We start from the raw sequence: 19,627 nt of genomic DNA on the forward strand, positions 1-19,627 counted from the left end.
GCCGGGGATTTTTACCATCCGTCGTGAAGCGCCCGGGGACGATTCCCGCGCCGCCGGGCGGCGTCAGGCCCGGTCGAGGTCGTTCACGGCGGCGGCGACCTGATCGGCGGCCTGCTCAAGCGCGGCGTGCTCGAGCGAGTCAAGCACCACCACGGCCTGGTGGACGCGGCCCTCGGCCCCGCCCTGCCGGCGATAGGCCGGGTCGTAGTGCTGGACGATCAGTTCGGTCGCCAGCGCCTCGACCTCTCCCGCCGCGGCGAGGGCGCGCCAGGCGGTCACCGTCTGCTTGCCGATGTGGCGCGGCAGCCGGGTCAGCGCCCGGTCCAGCGCGGCCGGGTCGGCGGCGATGGCGGCGTAGTCGCGCACGGTGCGGGCGGCGCGGACCGCGACGGGAGACTCGAGCCGAACCGCCGGGGCGGCGGTCATGGCGGCCCACAGCGACGGCGGGACGATCCGGGCGCCGATCTTCGAACTCTCGGCCTCGACCAGCACCGGACGGGCGGGGTCGAGGCGCGACAGGGCGTCGTGCAGTCCGCTCTCGAAGGCCTTCTGCGACGGCTGGCCGCCGGGCATGGCGCCGAACAGGGAGCCGCGATGGGCGGCGAGAGCCTCGAGGTCGAGGGTCTGCACCCCGCGCGCGGCGACGGCGGCGAGCACGGCCGTCTTGCCGGCGCCGGTCGGGCCGTCGAGCAGCACCAGCCGGTGTGGCGACGGCGTGTCGTAGAGGGCCGCCTTCACCCGCCGCCGCCAGGTCTGGTAGCCGCCCTCCAGCACGGCGACCGGCCAGCCGACCTGATCCATCACCGTGACCATGGCCCCCGATCGCTGGCCGCCGCGCCAGCAATAGACCAGCGGCCGGAACGAGCCGTCGCGGTCGCCGAGCGCGCCTTCCAGATGGGCGGCGATGTTGCGGGCCACCAGCGCCGCACCGGTGCGGCGGGCGAGGAATTTGGAGCCCTGCACATATTCCGTCCCGACCGCGGCCCGCTGTTCGTCGTCGAGCACGGGCAGGTTGATCGCTCCGGGCAGGTGGTCGAGATCGAACTCGGCCGGGCTGCGCACGTCGATCAGGGCGTCGAAGCCGTCGCGGGCGGCGGGCGACAGATCGGACGTGCGGCGGATCATCGGGTGACGCGGACCCGGGCCGGGCCCTCGACGACGCGGCCGACAACCCGGGTGTCGAAGCCCTCGGTGCGGGCGAAGTCGCGCAGGGCGGACGCCTCGGCGCCGGCCACGGCGATCAGCAGGCCGCCGGAGGTCTGGGGATCGGTGAGCAGGTCGCGGCGCCAGGGCTCGAGGCCGTCGGGCAGGTCGACCGCCTCGCCGTAGCTGGCCCAGTTGCGGCCCGAGGCGCCGGTGCGGACCCCGGCCTCCAGAAGGTCGCGGACGCCGGACAGCATCGGCGGATCGGCGGTGATCTCGACCGTGGCCTGGGCGCCCTGCGCCATCTCCAGCGCATGACCCGCAAGGCCGAAACCGGTGACATCGGTGACCGCGTGCACGCCGGGGCGGCCGGGGAGCCTGGCGCCGAGGGCGTTGAGCCGGGTGGTGGAGGCCATCAGCGTCCGGTAGCCGTCCTTGCCGAGCCGCTCCTGCTTGAAGGCGGCGCTGAGCACGCCGACGCCGAGCGGCTTGGTCAGGAGCAGCGCGTCGCCCGGCCGCGCGCCCCGGTTGGTCAGCACCTGATCCGGATGCACCAGGCCGAGGGCGACGAGGCCGTAGATCGGCTCGACGCTGTCGATGGAATGGCCGCCGGCCACCGGAATGCCCGCCGCGGTGCAGACCGAGGCCCCGCCCTGCAGGATGCGGCCGATGGTCCGGGTCGACAGCACATTGACCGGCATGCCGACGAGGGCGAGGGCGAGGATCGGCATGCCGCCCATGGCGTAGACGTCGCTGAGGGCGTTGGTGGCGGCGATCTGGCCGAAGTGGAACGGGTCGTCGACCACCGGCATGAAGAAGTCGGTGGTGGCCACCAGCGCCTGCTCGTCGTTGAGGCGCCAGACAGCGGCGTCGTCGCTGGTCTCGGTCCCGACCATCAGGTTCGCGAAGGGCGCGGCCTGCGGCATACCCTTGAGGATGTCCTGCAAGACCGCCGGGGCGATCTTGCAGCCGCAGCCGCCGCCGTGGGCGAGGGAGGTCAGGCGGGGTTCGTCGGGCGAGGACTCTGGCGCGGTCATGCTCCGGCTTAGGGCCAAACCGGCGCGAAACTCAACAGGCGGGGCGGCGAGTCCCTACTCCTCCGGCTCGGGGGGCGGGGTGCGTGCAATGATGGCGGCGACGGCGGTGGCCTGGGCGCCCGCGCTGCGCCGGCGCGAGGTGGAACTGTAGAGGGCCTGAAGATAGGACCAGTCCCATTCGGTAAGGCCGGTCACCCCCCGCGGGTCCTCGAACAGATTGAGCACGGTATCGAAAGGAACGGTGTCGGCCTCAAGATCGACCTGGGCCAAGGTGACCATGGCGAGGTAGTCGCCCAGCTGGTCCGCGTTCAACCCGGCGACCGCGTCGATGTCGACGATGACGATGGACTTGTAGATCTGGTCGACGATCTGGCTGTTCAGCCGCGAGGCGCCGCCGTGCGACTGGACGACCGGGACGCCGGCGCCGACGCAGTCAGCAGGGTTGCACTGCAGGAGGTCTGCGACCCGCGGATCGACCGTACCGCCAGAGCGGTCGCCGGGGACGCGCACGGCGCGTTGGCCCGTCTCGCTGTTGATCGGCACGCTCAGCGACCACCAGCGCACCGGCCGCTCGCCGGTCTGAAAGGCACGCAGGGCGGCGCCGCCCCGGTCGATGCCGCCGCCCTGGCCGCGGAACACGCGCGGCTCGGCCTGCACCAGGGCGCGGGTCAGGTCGCCGGCGTCGGCGGTGAAGACGACGATGATATTGGCCTCGCAGCCCGGCCCCTCGACCTCGATGCCCAGTTCGCCGGCCCGGGCGGCCAGCCGGTCGACGATCGGCTGGGCCACGGCCCGTTCGAGGTTGGCGATGCCGGGACAGACGTTCAGCCAGCGGCCGAGGCCGCGCCCCCGCGCCGGCGCCGCCACCTCCCCGACGAATTCCCGCGCCCGCTCGGCCCGCGCCCGCGCCATCACCTCGACATCCTCGAGCTGGGCGGTCGGAAGGGGCGGGTCCTGCGGACCGGCCAGGAGGAAGACGGTCATCAAGGCGGCAAGAGACTGGATCACACCGTCACTCCACGTTCGGTTGAGTCACCATGCCGTCGGACGTGGATGGAGTCATTCGAAACTGCACAGCTGATCCCCGATGCGCTACGGTTCGTATATCCGCCCGATGACCCCTCGGAGCCCCGCCATGATCACCGTCCACCACCTGAACGATTCCCGCTCGCAGCGGGTGCTGTGGCTGCTGGAGGAGCTGGGGCTGGTCTATGAGGTGATACGGTATCAGCGCGACGCGAAGACCATGCTCGCGCCGCCCGAACTGAGGGCCATCCACCCTTTGGGCAAGTCGCCCGTGGTCGATGACGGCGAGGCCCGGCTGGCCGAGACCGGAGCGATCGTCGAACACCTGCTGGACACACACGGCGGGTCGGCGCTGCGCCCCGCGCGGGGCACGGCGGAGGGGCGGCGCTTCACCTACTGGCTGCACTACGCCGAGGGGTCCGCGATGACGCCGCTGCTGCTCAAGCTGATCTTCAGCCAGATTCCGAAGCGGGCCCCGCTGCTGGCGCGACCGGTGGCCAAGGGAATCGCCCGCGGGATGAACGACCGCATGATCGATCCGCAGTTGGCGGCGCATACGGCGTACTGGGAGGCCGAACTGGCCCGGTCGGAGTGGTTCGCCGGCGACGCCTTCTCGGCCGCCGACATCATGATGAGTTTCCCGGTCGAGGCGGCGGGCAGCCGGGTCGGCTACGGCGCCGACAAGCCGCGGCTGAAAGCGTTTCTGGCGCGCATCCACGCCCGACCGGCCTATCAACGCGCGCTGGAACGGGGCGGGCCCTACAGCTACGCCTGAAGCGCGGCGCCGAAGCCACATACACAAGCTGTTGAATTGCCGGAGCACGCCGGGCCGCAACCCTGACGGGCCGCAGCCGTTAACGGGCCATGCGATTGAAAACCATACAGGTCATCGCGGCCCTCGCCGCCGCCGTGGCCTTCATTCTGGCCTTCATGGCCGCCGGCGTGCTGATCCTCTCCGGTCTGTTCATGGCCGTGGGCCTCGGGGCCGTGGCCTGGCTGGCCTGGAGCCTGATCCGGCAGATCCCGCGACGCGCCCGAAACCGGACGGTGTCCCGGTCGGTTTAAATCGAGCCTTGAACCGGGGGCGGTGGCGCCCTACCCTCTCGGGCCGGTCGCGTGCGCCCAGCGACCTCTGTGCCGAGTACGTTGTCAGTCGGGCTAACCAAGAAATCACGACATATGGAAAAAGTGCCGATGACGGCCGAGGGCTATCGCGCCCTCGACGATCAGTTGAAGCAATTGAAGTCGGTCGAGAGGCCGAGCGTCATCGCGGCCATTTCGGAGGCGCGCGAACACGGCGACCTGTCTGAAAACGCCGAGTATCACGCGGCCAAGGAACGGCAGGGCTGGATCGAGGGCCAGATCGCCGAGATCGAGGACAAGATCAGCCGGGCCCAGGTCATCGACGTCTCCAAGCTGGACGGCGACCAGGTGAAGTTCGGCGCCACGGTCACCGTGGTCGACGAGGACACCGAGGAGGAAGGCACCTATCAGATCGTGGGCGAGCACGAAGCCGACGTGAAACAGGGCAAGATCTCCGTCGCCTCGCCGATCGCCCGCGCCATGATCTCCAAGGAAGTCGGCGACGTGGTCGAGGTCAACACCCCCGGCGGGGTCAAGGCCTACGAGATCCTCAAGGTCGAGTGGAAATAGGCCGATGACCCAGCCCTCCGAAACGCGCGCTCCGCTGGTGTCGCACGTTTCGGTCGGCGTCACGGACCTGCACCGCGCCGGCGTCTTCTACGACGCCGTGCTGGCGGTCGTCGGCGCGCGCCGGATCATGGAGCACGGCGCCGGCATCGGCTACGGCCGGACCTTCCCCGAATTCTGGGCCAATCTGCCGCGCGAGAGCCGGGGCGTAGTGGCGTCCGGCGCGGGCGCCCACGTCTGCTTCAGCGCCGCCGACCCCGAGACCGTGGTGGCCTTCCACGAGGCCGGACTGGCGGCGGGCGGTTACAGCGACGGCGCCCCTGGCCCGCGCCCGGAGTACGCCCCCGGCTATTATGCCGCCTTCCTGCGCGACCCCGACGGCAACAAGGTCGAGGCCATGTGCTGGATCGCGCGCGCCGACGACGCGTGACCCGGCCCCTGTCGATATGGGTCGTGTCCGACGGCCGGGCCGGCATGGAGAATCAGGCGCTGGGGCTGGCAGAGGCCGTGCAGCGGCTGACCCCCGCCGACATCACCGTCAAACGCGTCCGCTGGCGCAGGATCTTCGACAAACTGCCGTCGGCGCTGAAGACCGACTGGATGCTCGACCCGTCATCCGACCCGGCCGCGCCCGGCCCGGGAGAGGCCTGGCCGGACCTGTGGATCGCCACCGGACGCGCCACCTTGCCGCTGTCGCTGCGGGTTCGCGAGCGGTCGGGCCGCCAGACCCTCGTGGTCCAGACCCAGGACCCGCGGTGGCGCACGGCGGCCTTCGATCTCGTCGTGGCTCCGGCGCATGACCGGACGGAGGGCGCCAATGTGCTGCCGATCACCGGCTCGCCGCATCGGGTGACGAGGGCGGCGCTGTCAGGGGGCGCGGCGGCGTTCGAGGCGGCCCTGTCCGCCCTGCCCCGCCCGCGTGTGGCGACGCTGATCGGCGGGCGTTCGATGGCCTTCGACCTGCCCGAGGGACACGCCGCCGACCTGGCCGACCGGATCGCGGCCAGCATCGCCGACGCCGGCGGGTCGCTGATGCTGACCTTCTCGCGGCGCACGCCGGAGGCGGCGAAACAGGTGATGACGGCGAGGCTGGCGGGCCTGCCGGGTATGATCTGGGACGGGACCGGCCCGAACCCCTATTTCGCCTTCCTGCATTTCGCCGACCATGTGCTGGTCACCGAGGACAGCGCCAACATGGCCGCCGAGGCCGCCTCGACCGGCGCCCCGGTGCACATCCTGCCGATGATCCCGCTGAAGCCCGCCGGCAAGTTCGCCCGGCTGCACGCCGATCTCCGCGAACGCGGCGCGGCGCGGCTGTTCGACGGCACGCTGACGCCGTGGACCTATGAGCCGCTGAACGAAACCGACCGGGCCGCGCGGGTGGTGCTGGAACGGCTGGGGCGCGCGTAGAGTAGCCGCCCCCACCCGGCCGGCGCGTCAGCCGTCTCCCTCCCCGCCCCGGGGAGGGTGGCCGCGGAGCGGCCGGGTGGGGACGGCGGCTTCGAGATGCGCCAATATCCCAGCCACGACGCCGTCGAGATTGTCCCGGACGGAAGCGTTGCCATAGCGGAGCGTCGTAAACCCTTCCCGCGCAAAGGCGGCGTCCCGCCTCCGATCCTGCTCGACACGCCAATCGTGTCCGGCTCCGTCGACCTCGACGATCAGCCGCCGGTCGAGGCAGACGAAGTCGAGATAAAAGCCGAGCATCGGATGCTGGCGACGGAAGTGATAGCCCCGCGCTCGCAGGCGCCGCAGTGCTACCCCTAGACGAGCCTCCGGAGGACTCATCCTCTTGCGCATCGCTCGAGCCTTGGCGACGACAGGCATTGTCAGTTCCTCGCGCACCCATAGATTGCGCGCCTGTCGCGAGGAGTGCAAGGGGCCGCCCCCACCCGGTCGGCGCTGCGCGCCAACCACCCTCCCCCGAGGGGGAGGGAGAGCCCTCTCCCTCCGCGTCAGTCCAGCGCGATCCGGGCGAGGTTGCTGTCGCCGCGGCGACAGGCGGGCCCGTCATCTCCCGAAATCGCCACGCCCGCCGTCGCGAGAGCGGCGACGAACTGTTCCTGCGCGCCGGGCTGGGGCGTCTGGCCCTCGATCGGCTCCGGCGCGGGCTCGGGGCGGCAGAAGCGAACAGCGGGACTTGCCCGCCAGCGGGACAGGGCCCAGGCCGAGCGGGCCACGGCGTCGGGATCGCCCAGAGCGACGCTGTCGAAGGGTTGCACGGGTGGCGTGACCCAGACGTCGACGCCCTCGAACCGACCCTGCAACGCCTTTTCAAGGGCGAAGGCGCTGGCGAGGTCGAGCCCGGCGTCGGGGCGCAGCAGGATCAGGGCGCGTTGCCCCTGCCCGTCCAGCATGATGGCGTCAGTGGCGAACGGGACGGCCTCGGTCAGGCGGTTGCGCAGGGCCGCGATCGGGTCCGGCGCGGAGATCTGGCTGGCCTGGACGGCGCGGGCGGCGGCCTGCGGATCGGCCACCACGATCTGATCCAGCACAACGTCGACCGAGGTGTGCAGAGCGGCGTCGAGACGTTCGCGCAGGCGGGCCTGGGCGTCGGCCACCAGCGCGCGGGTGCTGACCAGGGCGGAGACCGAAATGCGGTCGCCCTCGCTGCGTACATCCAGCAGGGTGACGCGGGAATCGGCGCCCGCGAAGATTTCGCTGACCGCCAGCCGGGTCTCGGCGGTGGCCCGGCTCTCGCGGCCGATGGCCTGAAGGGACAGGGCCAGCGGGGCCGACAGCAGGGCGAAGACCATAACCACCGCAACCGCCCGCCACGGCTGGGGCCGTTCGAGGATCCGGGGCCGAAAGCCGTAAAAGGTCGCGGTCAGGGTCGCGGCCAGGGCGATGGCCACGAGGTTGGTCATGAACAGGAAGAAGGCCCCGCCCGCGATCAGCAGATCGCCCGTGCCGAGCCCGAACCCGACGGTGGCGACCGGCGGCATCAAGGCGGTGGCGATGGCCACGCCGATGATCGTCTCGCCTCGCTGCTTGATCACCGCATAGGCGCCGGCGACGCCCGAGAAAACGGCGATCAGCAGGTCGAAGAAGTTGGGCCGGGTGCGGGCGAGAATTTCGGCCGTCGGCTCCTTGAGCGGCGACAGCACGGTAAGGAGGATCGCCACCAGCAGGGCCAGACCGAAGCCGATGCCGAGCGCGGTCAGCGACTGTTTGAGCTCGGCCCAGTCGAGCAGGGTCAGCGAGAAGCCGAGGGCCACGATCGGCCCCATCATCGGCGACATCAGCATGGCCCCGATGACCACGGCCGGGGACGACAGCATCAGGCCGAGAATCGCGATCGCGGCCGAGATGAAGGTCATGATGAGGTAGCGGCCGGTCAGGCCGCCGTTCTCGTAGACCGCGTCGGCGACGTCTTCGTGCTCGACCCCGCGCCGGACGTTGGCCATGAACCGGCGGGCGATGTTGCGGGTCTCGCGGGCCGTTCTGGCTGTCTCGGTCATGGCAACGGCCTCTGAACGGACAAGACTACGCCGTCAATCGGCATCCGTGTCCGCAGGACCCGCCGCGCCCGCGTCCGCTGATCCATCCTTGCGGCCTTTCCTCGCGTCCATCGCGAGCCCCAGGGCCACGCCGATGGCGACGCCCACGCCGATGCCGACCCCGAGGTTATCCGTGGCCACGCCGAAACCGGCCCCGATCGCGACGCCCAGCGCTATGCCGATGCCCAGATGACTGCGCCCTTCCATGGTCGCCGCTCCCGTTTCGCTGTGAATGGATGGCAACCTGCCATCGCATCGGACGGAATCAACGCCTAAATAGGCGCATGACCACTCCCCGCACCGTCCGCGTCGCCATCATCGGGTCCGGCCCCGCCGGCTGGACCGCCGCCATCTACGCCGCCCGCGCCCTGCTGAGCCCCGTCGTCATCGCCGGCCTGCAGCCCGGCGGCCAGCTGACCATCACCACGGATGTCGAGAACTATCCCGGCTTCGCCGACGTCATCCAGGGCCCCTGGCTGATGGAGCAGATGCGGGCCCAGGCCGAGCACGTCGGAACCGAGGTGATCGAGGACATCGTGGTCAAGGCCGACCTGTCGCAACGGCCGTTCCGCCTGACGCTCGATAGCGGGACCGAGATGCTGGCCGAGACCGTGATCATCTCGACCGGCGCCCAGGCCAAATGGCTGGGGCTTGAGAGCGAGGCCAAATACCAGGGCTTCGGCGTCTCCGCCTGCGCCACCTGCGACGGCTTCTTCTACCGGGGCAAGGAGGTGATCGTGGTGGGAGGCGGCAACACCGCCGTCGAGGAGGCGCTGTTCCTGACCAATTTCGCCTCGAAGGTGACCGTCGTACACCGCCGCGACGAGTTCCGGGCCGAGCGCATCCTGCAGGACCGGCTGTTCTCCAATCCGAAGGTCGAGGTGGTCTGGGATCACGCCATTGACGAGATTCTCGGCGAGACCACCGACATGGGCGGGGTCAATGTCACCGGCGCGCGCGTGAAGAACGTCAAGACCGGTGAGACCCGCGAGATCACGGCGGACGGGGTGTTCATCGCCATCGGCCACGCGCCGTCGTCGGAACTGTTCGCCGGCCAGTTGGAAACCAAGCAGGGTGGTTATCTGGTGGTCAAGCCGGGCACGGCCGCGACGGCCATCGAGGGCGTCTGGGCCGCCGGAGACGTGACCGACGACATCTACCGCCAGGCGGTCACGGCGGCGGGGATGGGCTGCATGGCGGCGCTGGAGGCGGTGCGGTTCCTGGCCGAACAGGACCACAAGGCAGCCGGCGACCCGATTTCGCACAAGGAAGCCGAAAAGATCGGCGTCTGGTGAGCCGGCCGCTTCAGCCGAACAGCTGAAGCTCGGGCGGGGCGTACATCACCGGCTCGCCCTGGCGGCGGCGCAGGGCGTAGTCGACGGCGGTCTGCACCGCACGCTCGTCGGTCGGCTTGGACAGGACGCCGATCGTGCCGGCGACGCCGTTTCGCACCATGCCCGGATTGGCGGTCATGAACAGGACGGTGACGCCCATCTCCTGCCCCAGCTCGCGGCCGAGGGCGACGCCGGTGGGGCCGTCCGACAAATGAATGTCGACCAGCGCGAGATCGATGTCGTTCTCGCGCACCACATCGCGCGCCGACTTCGCATCCGCGACCGTATCGACGACCCGATGACCAAGGTCCTCGAGGACGAAGCGAAGCTCCATGGCCACCAGGGCCTCGTCTTCGATGATCAGGATGCGGGCGGTCATTTCGGTCGTTCAGTCGGCTTTTGGTACGGCTTCGTACGCAGGGTTTATATCAGGTCCGGGTTAGCGCCCGGTAACCACCCTTGTTCCTTCATGCGACGTTTTGCGCGGCGCGACGACGGGACAGGGCGGTCGCCGGAAGGTCGGCGACAACCTGCAAACCATCCCTGAGCCAGTTCCGTTCCAGCCGGCCGCCCAGTTGACCCTCGACCGAAAGACTGGCCAGCGACGAGCCGAAACCGGTGTGGGTCGGAGGCCCGCTGACCGCGGGTCCGCCGGTTTCCGTCCAGGTCAGAATGAAGCGGTCCCCGGCGCGCCGGGTGTCGAGCGTCACCCGGCCGTCCTCGCGCGACAGGGCCCCGTATTTCGCCGCATTGGTGGCCAATTCGTGGAACAGCAGGGCCACCGAGGTCGCGGCCTGATCGTCGAAGGTCGCGTCGTCGCCGTCGAGCAGGATGCGGGGTTCGCCCTTCAGGTCGCTGTAGGCCTTGAACAGATCCGCCAGGAAGGCGTGCAGGGTCATCGAGCCGACGGTCGGCCTGGAGGTTTCCGTGTGCGGGCGGACGAACTCGTGGGCCCTGGCCAGGGCGCTGATGCGGGTGCGGACCGCGCTGGCGAAAGCCTTGGCCTCAGGATGCTGACGGGCCGAAAGCGCGATCAGCGCCGAGACGACGGCGAAGATGTTCTTGATGCGGTGGCTCAGTTCCTGGCTGAGCAGTTCCTTGGCCTGATCGGACCGCTTCAGGTCGTCGATGTCGGTGCAGGTGCCGAACCAGCGGGTGATCTCGCCCGCCTCGTCGCGGATCGGCCGGGCCCGGCCGAGGGTCCAGCGATAGACCCCGTCGTGGCGTCGTAGTCGGTATTCGATCTCGTAGGGATCGCCGGTCTCAAGCGAATGGGTCCAGGCTGACATGGCCCGCGCCTGATCCTCGGGATGGAACATGCCGTTCCAGGCCTCGCCGTCCGTCGAGCCCTCGGGCACCCCGGTGTATTCGTACCAACGGGCATTGTAATAGTCGTGGAATCCATCCGGGAGGGTCGACCACACCATCTGCGGCATGGAGTCCGCGATGGCGCGGAACTGGGCCTCCGACTGGCGCTGCGCCGCCAGGGCGCGGCGCAGGTCGAGAAGCGTCATCACCTGGGCGGCGAGGACCTGAAGGGTCTGCATCTGCAGGGCCGTCGGGCCCTCGGGGCGCGGCTTGTCGCTCAGCACGCAAAGGGTGCCGATGGGCAGCCCCTCGGCGGACTTCAGCAACCGGCCCGCATAGAAGCGCAGGCCCGGTTCTCCGGTCACCAGCGGGTTGCAGGAGAAGCGATCGTCTCTCGTGGCGTCCGGCACCACCATGCTGTCCTGCATCAGGATGGCGTGGGCGCAGAATGAGGTTTCAAGCGGGGTTTCACGGACGCCAAGGCCGGTCTCGGCCTTGAACCACTGCCGCCCCTCGTCGATCAGATTGACCACCGCGATCGGGGCGTCAAAGACCTGGGCGACCAGATTGACGATCTCGTCAAAGGCGGCTTCCCGGGGCGTGTCGAGGATTTCATAGGCGCGAAGGGCGCCAAGCCGGTCGGCCTCGTTCCACGCGGGCTTGTCTGTGGTGGCGCTCAAGCGGACCTCTGGAATGCGCACGGGCGCGGCCCTCATGAATGCCGGGGGCCAAAAAGCGTTGCAATGGCGGACGCGGGATTTGTCAGCGTGCTGGCCGGCCCACTTCCTCGACGTCCATCACCGTCACGCCGGGCGGCGGCGGAGCGGCCGGAGCGGCTTTGGGCGAAGGCGCCTCGAACGCGGCCAGGCGCTCGTTGATGCCGGCAATGTCCTCCGCCGTCGGCTGCCGCCGCCCGCCGAGAGAAATGACGCCGACGGTGCGGGTCTGCCCGTCGATGACGACGGTGCGCGTGGCCGGCTCGCCCGCCGCCGCGGCCTCGGCCAGCGCGACCTCCGCGGCGTCGGCCGAGACGACCTGGAGACGGGGGCGGGCGAAGCGGGCCTCGTCGATGCGCGGCTCGCGTCCCGAATAGGTCTGACGGAAGGCCGCCGGTTCGCCGTAGACGCCCTTCCAGCGATAGAAGATATGCGCCCCGATCTGGGTCAGTTTGTTCAGCGTGGGGGCCCACCACGGATAGACGTAGTTGGCGTGGTAATGGGTCGCGGTGCCGACCTTCCCGGCGACATGGCCGGCGAGAGCCCGCTCGGCGACGCGGGCGGCGCGGGTCCAGGCCCAGGCGGCCGGCCCCTGGGCCAGCGAACCGTCGCAGGTGAAGCTGAACTGACAGCCCGTGACCCGTTCGGCCCCTTCGTAGACCACGCCGCAGACCGAGTTGGGGTAGTTGGGGTCGCGGACGCGGTTCAGGATCACCTGCGCCACCGCCTCCTGACCCTCGGTCGGCTCCAGCGCGGCTTCGTAATAGATGGCCTGGGTCAGGCAGCGGACGGCGCGGCGGCGGTCCTCGGCGGTCGCCGGCTTGAAGGCGAAGGGCTGGGCCGGGCGCAGCAGGCCGGACGCGGGCATGGCGGCGTTCAGCTTCTGCGCCTCAAGGCCGGAGGCGCCGAAATCCAGCGACGGCTTGCCGCCGAGCGACAGGCTCTCCCATCCGGGCGTCAGCCCGTAGAGGGCGGCGCGGCGATCGTTCGGGTCGTGCCGCATGGCGATCGCCAGTTGCGAAGGCGTCATGCGCGCGGTGATGGCGCCGAGACCCCGGTCGGTCAGGTCGCCCCGGGTCAGTTGCCGCACGGCCTCGGCCCGGCGGTCGATCTCGGGACGGACGGTCGAACTGGCGGCCATGGCCACGCCGACGGCGGCCAGGGCGGCGGGCGCGGCGGCGGCGAGCCGGCGCGTCCGCTTCAGCATCGATGTCCAGTCTGTCCTGGCCAAATCCAGCTCCCGCTTTCCGGCGACCGCGCCGGACAGGCCTGTCATAGGCCCTGAGCGAGGCTGTTTTCAGGCGGAAAAACGCCGTCCGGTCAAGGCTGGGCGTCTTCCAAGCGAGGATCGACGCACCAGGATGCGCCTCGCCGGGCGTTTGGCGCCAATCGCACCGCTTGCCGGAACGCAAACCGAACCAATACGTTGCGGGAGGTCGCGTACGCGCGAGCGGGGGATCATTTGGGCGCGGTCGGGGTGCTTCGACGGGTATTCGACATCGACGCGGGCGTCACGCGCCTGGCGCGGGTGCGTCCGCGCGACTGGCGGGGATCAATGCTGCTCGGGGTCGGCGCGGCCGTCGTCGCGCTGACGGTCCGATGGGCCCTTACGCCGTTCTACGGCGAGATCACCGGCTTCATGATCCTGCTGCCGGCGGTGATCGTGGCCGCGCTCGCCGGCGGCCGGACGGCGGGCCTTGTTGCGGTCGTCGCCTGCCTGTTCGGGGGCTGGACCCTCCTCGGCATCGACGCCATCGGGGCGGGCGTGTCCAACCGGATGGGCGTGATCGCCACATCGAACTTCGTCATCGTCGGTCTGTTCGCCACCATTGTCGCCGCCTCGCTGCGCAAGGTCGTCGGCAAGCTCGACGCCTCCATCGACGCCCTGCGCGTGTCGGCGGATCGGGCCAGCGAGAGCGAACACCGCCTGCACCTCATCAGCGAACAGGCCCCCGTCATGCTCTGGATGAGCGACGAAGAGGGCCGCTGCCTGTTGCTTAACCAGGCGCTCCGCGAGTTCTGGGGGGTCGTGGAATACGGATCCGGCTTCAATTTCTTCTCGGTGCTGCACGAGGACGATCGCGACCGCGTCGCGGCGACGACCATGTCCGCCATCGAGCTGAGATCGCCGATGAAAGTGGAGGCCCGGTATCGCCGGGCCGACGGCGAATGGCGGATTCTGAGCACGGAGGCCCGTCCGCGGATCGACGCCGACGGCCGGTTCCGGGGTATGATCGGCGTCAACGTCGACGTCACCGATGCGCGAGCGGCGGAATCCGCCCTGCTGGAGCGGGAAGCCCAGCTCAAGGCCATGATCGATCAGGCGTCCGCCGGGATCACCCAGGTCGGGCTCGACGGGGCGATCGTCAACGCCAACGCCCGCTTCGCCGAAATCCTCGGCGTGCCGCCGGGGAGCGTCGTCGGCCTGAGCACCGAACAGGTCAGCCACCCGGACGACATCGAACCGACCCGACGCGCCCTCGACCAAGCGCTCAGGGAAGGCGGGGCGCAACTCGAGAAGCGCTACATTCGGCCCGACGGCTCGACCGTCTGGGTGGTCATCAGCCTGCGGGCGCTCACCGGCAGCGACGGCGCGGTCGAGGGCTTCATCGCCGTCGTGGTCGACATCTCCGGCGCCAAGGCGGCCGAGGCCGCCCTGCGGGAAAGCGAGGCGCGTTTCCGCCTTCTCGCCGATACCGCCCCGTCGCCGGTCTGGCTGACCAATGCGGACGCTGAGGTGGAGTTCGTGAACGCCGCGCTCGTCGACTTCATAGGGCGGCCGGCCGATGAAGTTCTGGGGCACGTCTGGCGCGAGGCGATCCACCCCGACGATGTCGAGAGCGTCAACGTCGCCCAGGCCGAGGCCCGGCCGAACCGACAGCCCTATGGCTTCGAAGCGCGCTTTCGACGCGCCGACGGGGCCTGGCGGTGGTTGCGGATCGCAGTGAATCCCCGGTTCGACGCCGAAGGGGCCTTCAAGGGCTATGTCGGCATGTCGTTCGACGTCAGCGACACCCGCGACGCCATCGACGCGCTGGCGCGGCAGGAACGTCGGCAGTCGTTCCTGCTCGCCCTGACCGACACGCTTCGGGACCTGAACTCATCGGACGAAATCATGGCCGAGGTGGAACGGGCGCTCGGTTCGGAACTGCAGGCCCAGCGGGTCGGCTACGGCGAGGTCGACCAGGAGCGCCGCCAGATCACGATGAGCCGCGACTGGACAGCCGACGTGGCCAGCGCCCACGGTCAGTTCCAGCTGGAGGACCTGGGCGCCGAACTGATCTCGGACCTTGCCGCCGGCCGGTCCATCCGCATCGCCGACGTGCGCAAGGACCCCCGCACCCGCAAGGCCGGCGAGGTATTCAAACGACTGGAGACCCGCTCGCTGATGCGGGCGCCGCTGATCCGGAGCGGCCGTCTGCGCGCCTTCCTCTACGTGCACGATTCCCGCGTCCGGGAATGGACCGACGAAGAGCTGGAGCTGCTCCAGGAAGTCGCCACCCGCACCTGGACCGAGATCGAACGCACCCGGGCCGAGGCCGAGGTCCGGGAAAGCGAGGAGCGCTTCCGCGCCATCGCGGACACCGCGCCCGTGCTGATCTGGGTAACCCGGCAGGACCGCACTCGCGCCTTCGTCAACCAGGCCTATGTCGCCTACCACGGCGGCTCCTACGAGGAGGCGCGGCTGCTGGACTGGCGCGCCGTCATCCATCCGGACGATCAGGAACAGGTTCTGGCGGATTCGCTCGCCGGTGAAGCCGCCGGACAGCCCTTCTCGCTCGAGGCGCGATATCTCCGCCACGACGGCGAATACCGTTGGCTGAAGTCTTTCTCCCGTCCGCGGTTCGCCGCGGGTGGCGAGGTCGTCGGTTTCGTGGGCGTGGCCTTCGACGTCACCGACATCCGCGAGGCGCAGGCGCGGCTGCAGGAATCGGAGACCCGTTTCAGAACCGTCGCCGACAGCGCGCCGGCGCTGATCTGGATGACCGACGAGGACGCCCGCCTGACCTTTATCAACCGCCGCTTCCGGACCTTCTTCGGGGTCGAGACAGACGAGGCCATAGACGACGCCTGGAGCCAACTGGTCCATGCCGACGACCTCGCGGACTTCGACGCGGCCTACCGGCGGGCCGTCGACGATCGTGACCGTTTCGAAGGGGTGGTGAGAGTCAATCACCCCCAGCTCGGTCTGCGCTGGCTGCGTTGCGAGGGGGTGCCGCGCTTCGACGGGTCGGGCCAGTTCCAGGGCTATGTCGGCGCCAATATCGATGTCACGGAGGCCAAGCGGGCCGAAGACGACCTGAAACGCATCAACGAACTGCTCGAGGAACGCGTCGGCGAGGCGCTGGCGGAAAAGGCCAAGGCCGAGGCGGATCTGATGCACGCCCAGCGGATGGAGGCGGTCGGGCGGCTGACCGGCGGCGTGGCGCACGACTTCAACAACCTGCTGACGGTCGTGATCGGTGCGCTGGACATGATGCTGCGCTCGCCGGACAACGCCGCACGTCAGAAGAAGCTGGGCGAGGCGGCGCTGTCGGCGGCGCGGCGCGGCGAGCGCCTGACTCATCAACTGTTGGCCTTCTCGCGGCGTCAGGCGCTGCGGCCCGAACCCACCGACCTGAACGGCCTGATCCGCGAGAGCGAGCCCCTGCTGCGCCGGGCGCTCGGCGAGGCCGTCGAATTCAAGCTGAAGCTGCGGCGCGGCGGGGCCCGGGTCAGCGTCGATCCGGCCCAGTTCGAAGCCGCCTTGCTCAATCTGGTGGTCAACGCCCGCGACGCCCTCGGCGACCGCGGCAAGGTTATGGTCCAGACCTTGAGCTGCAGGGTCGAGGCGGGAGACATCGCCGAGCTGCCGCCCGGCGACTACGTCTGCGTCACGGTTTCCGACAACGGCGCCGGCATGCCCGCCGACATCATCGAGCGGGTGTTCGAGCCGTTCTTCACGACCAAACCGGTCGGCAAGGGCACGGGCCTCGGGTTGAGCCAGGTCTATGGCTTCGCCCGACAGAGCGGCGGCGGCGTCCGGATCACCTCGACCGTCGGCCGCGGGACCGAGATCCGCCTCTACCTGCCGCCATTGGGCGCGTCTCAAAAGGCCGACCCGGCCGCGGCCACGGCCGAGCTTCGCGCCGTCACCGCCGGACGCCGTTTGCTGCTGGTAGAGGATGATCCGGGTGTGGCCTCGGTGGCCCAGGAGCTCCTTGAGAGCCTCGGCCTCGAGGTACTGTCGGCCGAGAACGCCCCACAGGCGCTCGAACTGCTTCACAAGCAGCGCTTCGACATCATGCTGACGGACGTCGTCATGCCAGGCGGCATGACCGGCATCGAACTCGCACGCGAGAGTGCGCGGATATGGCCGGCGATGCGGATCGTCCTGACCTCCGGCTACGCCGGCGACGACGTCGACGCCGCCCTCGCGGACGCGCCCTGGCCGTTTGTCAGAAAACCTTATTCCGGAGAGCAGCTCGCCGCCGTGCTGGGCGATCCGCCCTCCGGCGAGACCTGAGGCGAGTCTAGCGCTGGCGCGCCTTGCGGGCCGCGTAGCGGGCGTCGCGGGCGGCCTTTTGCTCCTCCTTGGTGAGCTGTTTGCGCTCCTTGCGAGCGGCGCGCTTCTCGGCCTCGACGGCTTCCTGCGCCTCGCGCTCGGCCGCGAGACGGGCGGCCTCGGCCTCCGCCTTCTGGCGACGGATCTCGGCCTTCTCCAGCTCGCGCTGCTGACGCAGGGCTTCCTTCTCGGCATCGCGCCTGGCTTGCAGCTTGTCGAACTCGGGGTCCGGGGCGGCGGGCTTCGGTTTGAAGCGGGCGAGCAAGGCCTTCTTGGCCTCCTGCTGGGCGGTCAGGCGGTCGGTGAAGCCGGTTTGTTTCAGATCTCTCATGCGAGCGGTCGTCGATGTCCTTGATTGTTTTGGCAGGCGCGTGAAGGGCGCGGCGAGCGGCGCTCAGCCAACGCCGGGTGGGCTAAGCCCATATAGTCGCGGAAATCAAGGTTGCGAGGCGGAGTCGCCGCTCCGCCTCCGCATTCGAGTCCGCGACTGTGTCAGTTGGGCTTCTCGGCCTGTCCGACGGCTGTGCCGGCCGCGCCGCCCACGGCCGCACCGACGGGCCCGGCCACGAGGGCGCCGGCGACCGCGCCGGTGGCGGCCTTCTGTTCGATCGTCTGGCCGCAGGCGGCGAGGCTGGTGGCGGCGATGGCCGCGGCGAGTAGCGGCGCGATACGTTTCATGACGGGCTCCTGTTCTGGTGGAGCCTGAACGCGATCAGGCCGAAGCCGTTCCTGTGGCGTTGACTCAAGACGACGGGCCAGATTTTCACATCGCGAAGACAATATCTTGAGCGATCCCCAATCCCGCAGAGCGCACGTATGATATGATCCGGTTGATGCAACGTCGTTAATTACAGTATTGCTGAGTTCCACTGGAGCTCTGTACAAACTGCGACGAACCGGCACCTGATGACATACCGGCGACGGTCGCGCCGATGTTACGGCGACCGTGAATCTTGCGAATCAACCACATTGCGGCCATAAACGGCTGGCTTAAGGCGCGTCCCCGACAGCCGGCCCGTTCGCCGACCGTCGATCTACCGCAGCCGGGCCGCGACCGTTGGGTCGCCCCCGCCGCGAGACTAACCGGGGGCGGCGCTGCGCCCTGCTGAACAGGACTGAGCCTTTGTCGAAGCCCTCGCATCCGCGTGCGATTTCTCCTGCCGACCGCAAGGCCCAGATTCGGCCCGGCGTGGCGGCGGCGACGTTCGGCGCGGTAGTGGGCCTGGCGATCGGCTGCGCCTGGCTGGGCGGCGCGGCGGCGAAGGCGACGACGGTTCGCGCCCAGGCGGAGCGCATCGACAGCGCCACCGCCGCCGGCTTCACTGAAGAGGCTTTGGCCGCCGCCGCCGGGGGGCTCGACGAGAGCGCCCTCGCCATCGCGCGCCGCCATGATCCCTACACCGTCGCCGGCTCGGCCCAGCGCGACCGGCAGTCCGCCCTGCTCACCGCGCGCCTTGAACAGCTCCGCGGCCAGTCTTCGGACAGCGGCCTGCGCCAGGTCAGCCTGACGGGCCCGCTGGCGGCCCAGCCCTTCCGTCTCGGTGGGGCGCTGGACGCCTCGCGCGATCTCGAATGCCTGACCCAGGCGGCCTATTATGAAGCCCGCGGCGAGGGCCGCGACGGCATGAGGGCCGTAGCCCAGGTCGTCCTCAACCGCGCCCGCCACCGGGCCTTCCCGAACAGCGTCTGCGGTGTGGTGTTCCAGGGCGCCGGACGGCGCACCGGTTGCCAGTTCAGCTTCACCTGCAACGGTTCGATGCGCGGCCCCGTCAACCGCGCCGCCTGGAACCGGGCCCGTGACGTCGCCTCCGCCGCCCTGTCCGGCGCCGTCGAGGCCCGCGTCGGCAACGCCACCCATTTCCACACCACCGGTGTTTCGCCGCGCTGGCGCCACTCGCTGGTGCGGGTCAGCCAGGTCGGCGACCACCTGTTCTACCGCTTCGGCGGACGTTCGGGGTCCGGCGCCGCCTTCACCTACGCCGCCCGTCCGTCGACGGATGCGGACGTGAGCGCCCCGCAGCTGGTCCAGGCCAGCCTCGACCCATCGGGCGCCGTGCGCGACGCGGGCGCCATCGCCTACAATCTGTTGCTGGCCCAGGAAGGGCGGACGCCGTCCGCGCCCGCCGAGGCCGCTGCGGCGACCCCGGCTCCGGCCGCACCGGCGGCGACCACGCCGACCTCGCCCGCTCCGGCCGCCAAGGTCGCGCAACCCGTCGGCGCCTCGGCCTCGGTGGCTACGCCCGCCTCGGCGACGCCCTCGGCCTGAGCATCCTCGAGAGAGGCGTCTCTCAGAGCCGCCGCTCCTCCACCTGCCAGTGAATAAGGGCTCCGCCGTGCAGCGGACCAAAGTCCTGCGCCCGTCGCTGAT

The 19,627-nt window shown here is 69.9% G+C and carries 19 protein-coding genes; 8 read left to right on the forward strand and 11 right to left on the reverse strand.

The window, feature by feature from the left end; all coding sequences use genetic code 11:
- Nucleotides 1-63: 63 nt before the first annotated feature.
- From mnmH to HNQ67_RS08920, 3 genes are read right to left on the reverse strand one after another with little or no spacing between them, the layout of a single operon-like run.
- On the reverse strand, nucleotides 64-1,125 hold the full coding sequence (mnmH, locus tag HNQ67_RS08910) for a tRNA 2-selenouridine(34) synthase MnmH (protein ID WP_183254533.1): 1,062 nt from the start codon (nucleotides 1,123-1,125) through the stop codon (nucleotides 64-66).
- Nucleotides 1,122-2,180 (reverse strand): selenide, water dikinase SelD, encoded by a 1,059-nt coding sequence (selD, locus tag HNQ67_RS08915; protein ID WP_183254535.1) that lies wholly within the window; start codon nucleotides 2,178-2,180, stop codon nucleotides 1,122-1,124. The genes mnmH and selD overlap by 4 nt, the downstream gene beginning before the upstream one ends.
- A 54-nt stretch (nucleotides 2,181-2,234) precedes the next feature.
- Entirely contained in the window at nucleotides 2,235-3,164 is a 930-nt protein-coding gene (locus tag HNQ67_RS08920) for a hypothetical protein (RefSeq protein ID WP_183254537.1), read from the reverse strand.
- Nucleotides 3,165-3,315: 151 nt separating this feature from the next.
- Between HNQ67_RS08920 and HNQ67_RS08925 the strand changes: the two genes are divergently transcribed.
- The 5 genes from HNQ67_RS08925 to HNQ67_RS08945 all read left to right on the forward strand — a co-directional run bounded on the left by HNQ67_RS08925 (nucleotide 3,316) and on the right by HNQ67_RS08945 (nucleotide 6,266).
- Nucleotides 3,316-3,981 (forward strand): glutathione S-transferase family protein, encoded by a 666-nt coding sequence (locus HNQ67_RS08925; RefSeq protein ID WP_183254820.1) that lies wholly within the window; start codon nucleotides 3,316-3,318, stop codon nucleotides 3,979-3,981.
- An 89-nt stretch (nucleotides 3,982-4,070) separates the two neighbouring features.
- A complete protein-coding gene (locus tag HNQ67_RS08930) occupies nucleotides 4,071-4,271 on the forward strand; it encodes a hypothetical protein (protein WP_183254539.1) in 201 nt (66 codons plus the stop codon).
- Nucleotides 4,272-4,385: 114 nt separating this feature from the next.
- Nucleotides 4,386-4,859, forward strand: a complete 474-nt coding sequence (greA, locus tag HNQ67_RS08935) for a transcription elongation factor GreA (RefSeq protein ID WP_183254541.1) — start codon at nucleotides 4,386-4,388, stop codon at nucleotides 4,857-4,859.
- A gap of 4 nt (nucleotides 4,860-4,863) precedes the next feature.
- Nucleotides 4,864-5,286 (forward strand): VOC family protein, encoded by a 423-nt coding sequence (locus HNQ67_RS08940; protein WP_183254543.1) that lies wholly within the window; start codon nucleotides 4,864-4,866, stop codon nucleotides 5,284-5,286.
- Nucleotides 5,287-5,309: 23 nt separating this feature from the next.
- Nucleotides 5,310-6,266 carry a mitochondrial fission ELM1 family protein gene (locus HNQ67_RS08945; protein WP_343054864.1) on the forward strand — a complete coding sequence of 319 codons (957 nt, stop codon included), beginning with the start codon at nucleotides 5,310-5,312 and terminating at the stop codon, nucleotides 6,264-6,266.
- Between the two features lie 27 nt (nucleotides 6,267-6,293).
- Here HNQ67_RS08945 and HNQ67_RS08950 read toward each other — a convergent pair whose 3' ends face one another.
- The 3 genes from HNQ67_RS08950 to HNQ67_RS08960 form a co-directional block, all read right to left on the reverse strand.
- Complete coding sequence (locus tag HNQ67_RS08950; protein ID WP_183254545.1) at nucleotides 6,294-6,683, reverse strand: DUF559 domain-containing protein; 390 nt, start codon at nucleotides 6,681-6,683, stop codon at nucleotides 6,294-6,296.
- Between the two features lie 128 nt (nucleotides 6,684-6,811).
- Entirely contained in the window at nucleotides 6,812-8,317 is a 1,506-nt protein-coding gene (locus HNQ67_RS08955; protein ID WP_183254547.1) for a TIGR00341 family protein, read from the reverse strand.
- A 33-nt stretch (nucleotides 8,318-8,350) separates the two neighbouring features.
- Complete coding sequence (locus HNQ67_RS08960; protein WP_183254549.1) at nucleotides 8,351-8,563, reverse strand: glycine zipper domain-containing protein; 213 nt, start codon at nucleotides 8,561-8,563, stop codon at nucleotides 8,351-8,353.
- Nucleotides 8,564-8,640: 77 nt separating this feature from the next.
- On the opposite strand from HNQ67_RS08960, the gene trxB reads away from it, so the two are divergent.
- On the forward strand, nucleotides 8,641-9,651 hold the full coding sequence (gene trxB / locus HNQ67_RS08965) for a thioredoxin-disulfide reductase (protein ID WP_183254551.1): 1,011 nt from the start codon (nucleotides 8,641-8,643) through the stop codon (nucleotides 9,649-9,651).
- 10 nt (nucleotides 9,652-9,661) lie between these two features.
- On the opposite strand, the gene HNQ67_RS08970 is transcribed toward trxB, so the two are convergent.
- The 3 genes from HNQ67_RS08970 to HNQ67_RS08980 form a co-directional block, all read right to left on the reverse strand.
- Nucleotides 9,662-10,069, reverse strand: coding sequence for a response regulator (locus HNQ67_RS08970; RefSeq protein WP_183254552.1), 408 nt, complete (start codon nucleotides 10,067-10,069; stop codon nucleotides 9,662-9,664).
- A gap of 88 nt (nucleotides 10,070-10,157) precedes the next feature.
- On the reverse strand, nucleotides 10,158-11,678 hold the full coding sequence (locus HNQ67_RS08975; protein ID WP_246347517.1) for a PAS domain-containing protein: 1,521 nt from the start codon (nucleotides 11,676-11,678) through the stop codon (nucleotides 10,158-10,160).
- Nucleotides 11,679-11,760: 82 nt separating this feature from the next.
- Nucleotides 11,761-12,990, reverse strand: coding sequence for a cell wall hydrolase (locus tag HNQ67_RS08980; protein WP_183254556.1), 1,230 nt, complete (start codon nucleotides 12,988-12,990; stop codon nucleotides 11,761-11,763).
- A gap of 201 nt (nucleotides 12,991-13,191) precedes the next feature.
- Between HNQ67_RS08980 and HNQ67_RS08985 the strand changes: the two genes are divergently transcribed.
- Nucleotides 13,192-17,220: a PAS domain S-box protein gene (locus tag HNQ67_RS08985; protein WP_343054865.1), complete on the forward strand. Its 4,029-nt coding sequence runs from the start codon at nucleotides 13,192-13,194 to the stop codon at nucleotides 17,218-17,220.
- Nucleotides 17,221-17,227: 7 nt separating this feature from the next.
- Here HNQ67_RS08985 and HNQ67_RS08990 read toward each other — a convergent pair whose 3' ends face one another.
- A complete protein-coding gene (locus HNQ67_RS08990; RefSeq protein ID WP_183254557.1) occupies nucleotides 17,228-17,590 on the reverse strand; it encodes a DUF6481 family protein in 363 nt (120 codons plus the stop codon).
- A gap of 161 nt (nucleotides 17,591-17,751) precedes the next feature.
- A complete protein-coding gene (locus HNQ67_RS08995) occupies nucleotides 17,752-17,937 on the reverse strand; it encodes a hypothetical protein (RefSeq protein ID WP_183254559.1) in 186 nt (61 codons plus the stop codon).
- 445 nt (nucleotides 17,938-18,382) lie between these two features.
- Here HNQ67_RS08995 and HNQ67_RS09000 point away from each other — a divergent pair, with 445 nt between their 5' ends.
- Nucleotides 18,383-19,525 carry a cell wall hydrolase gene (locus HNQ67_RS09000; protein WP_183254561.1) on the forward strand — a complete coding sequence of 381 codons (1,143 nt, stop codon included), beginning with the start codon at nucleotides 18,383-18,385 and terminating at the stop codon, nucleotides 19,523-19,525.
- The last annotated feature ends 102 nt before the right edge of the window (nucleotides 19,526-19,627 follow it).

It is taken from the genome of Brevundimonas basaltis (genome assembly GCF_014202075.1).
Lineage (GTDB): Bacteria > Pseudomonadota > Alphaproteobacteria > Caulobacterales > Caulobacteraceae > Brevundimonas > Brevundimonas basaltis.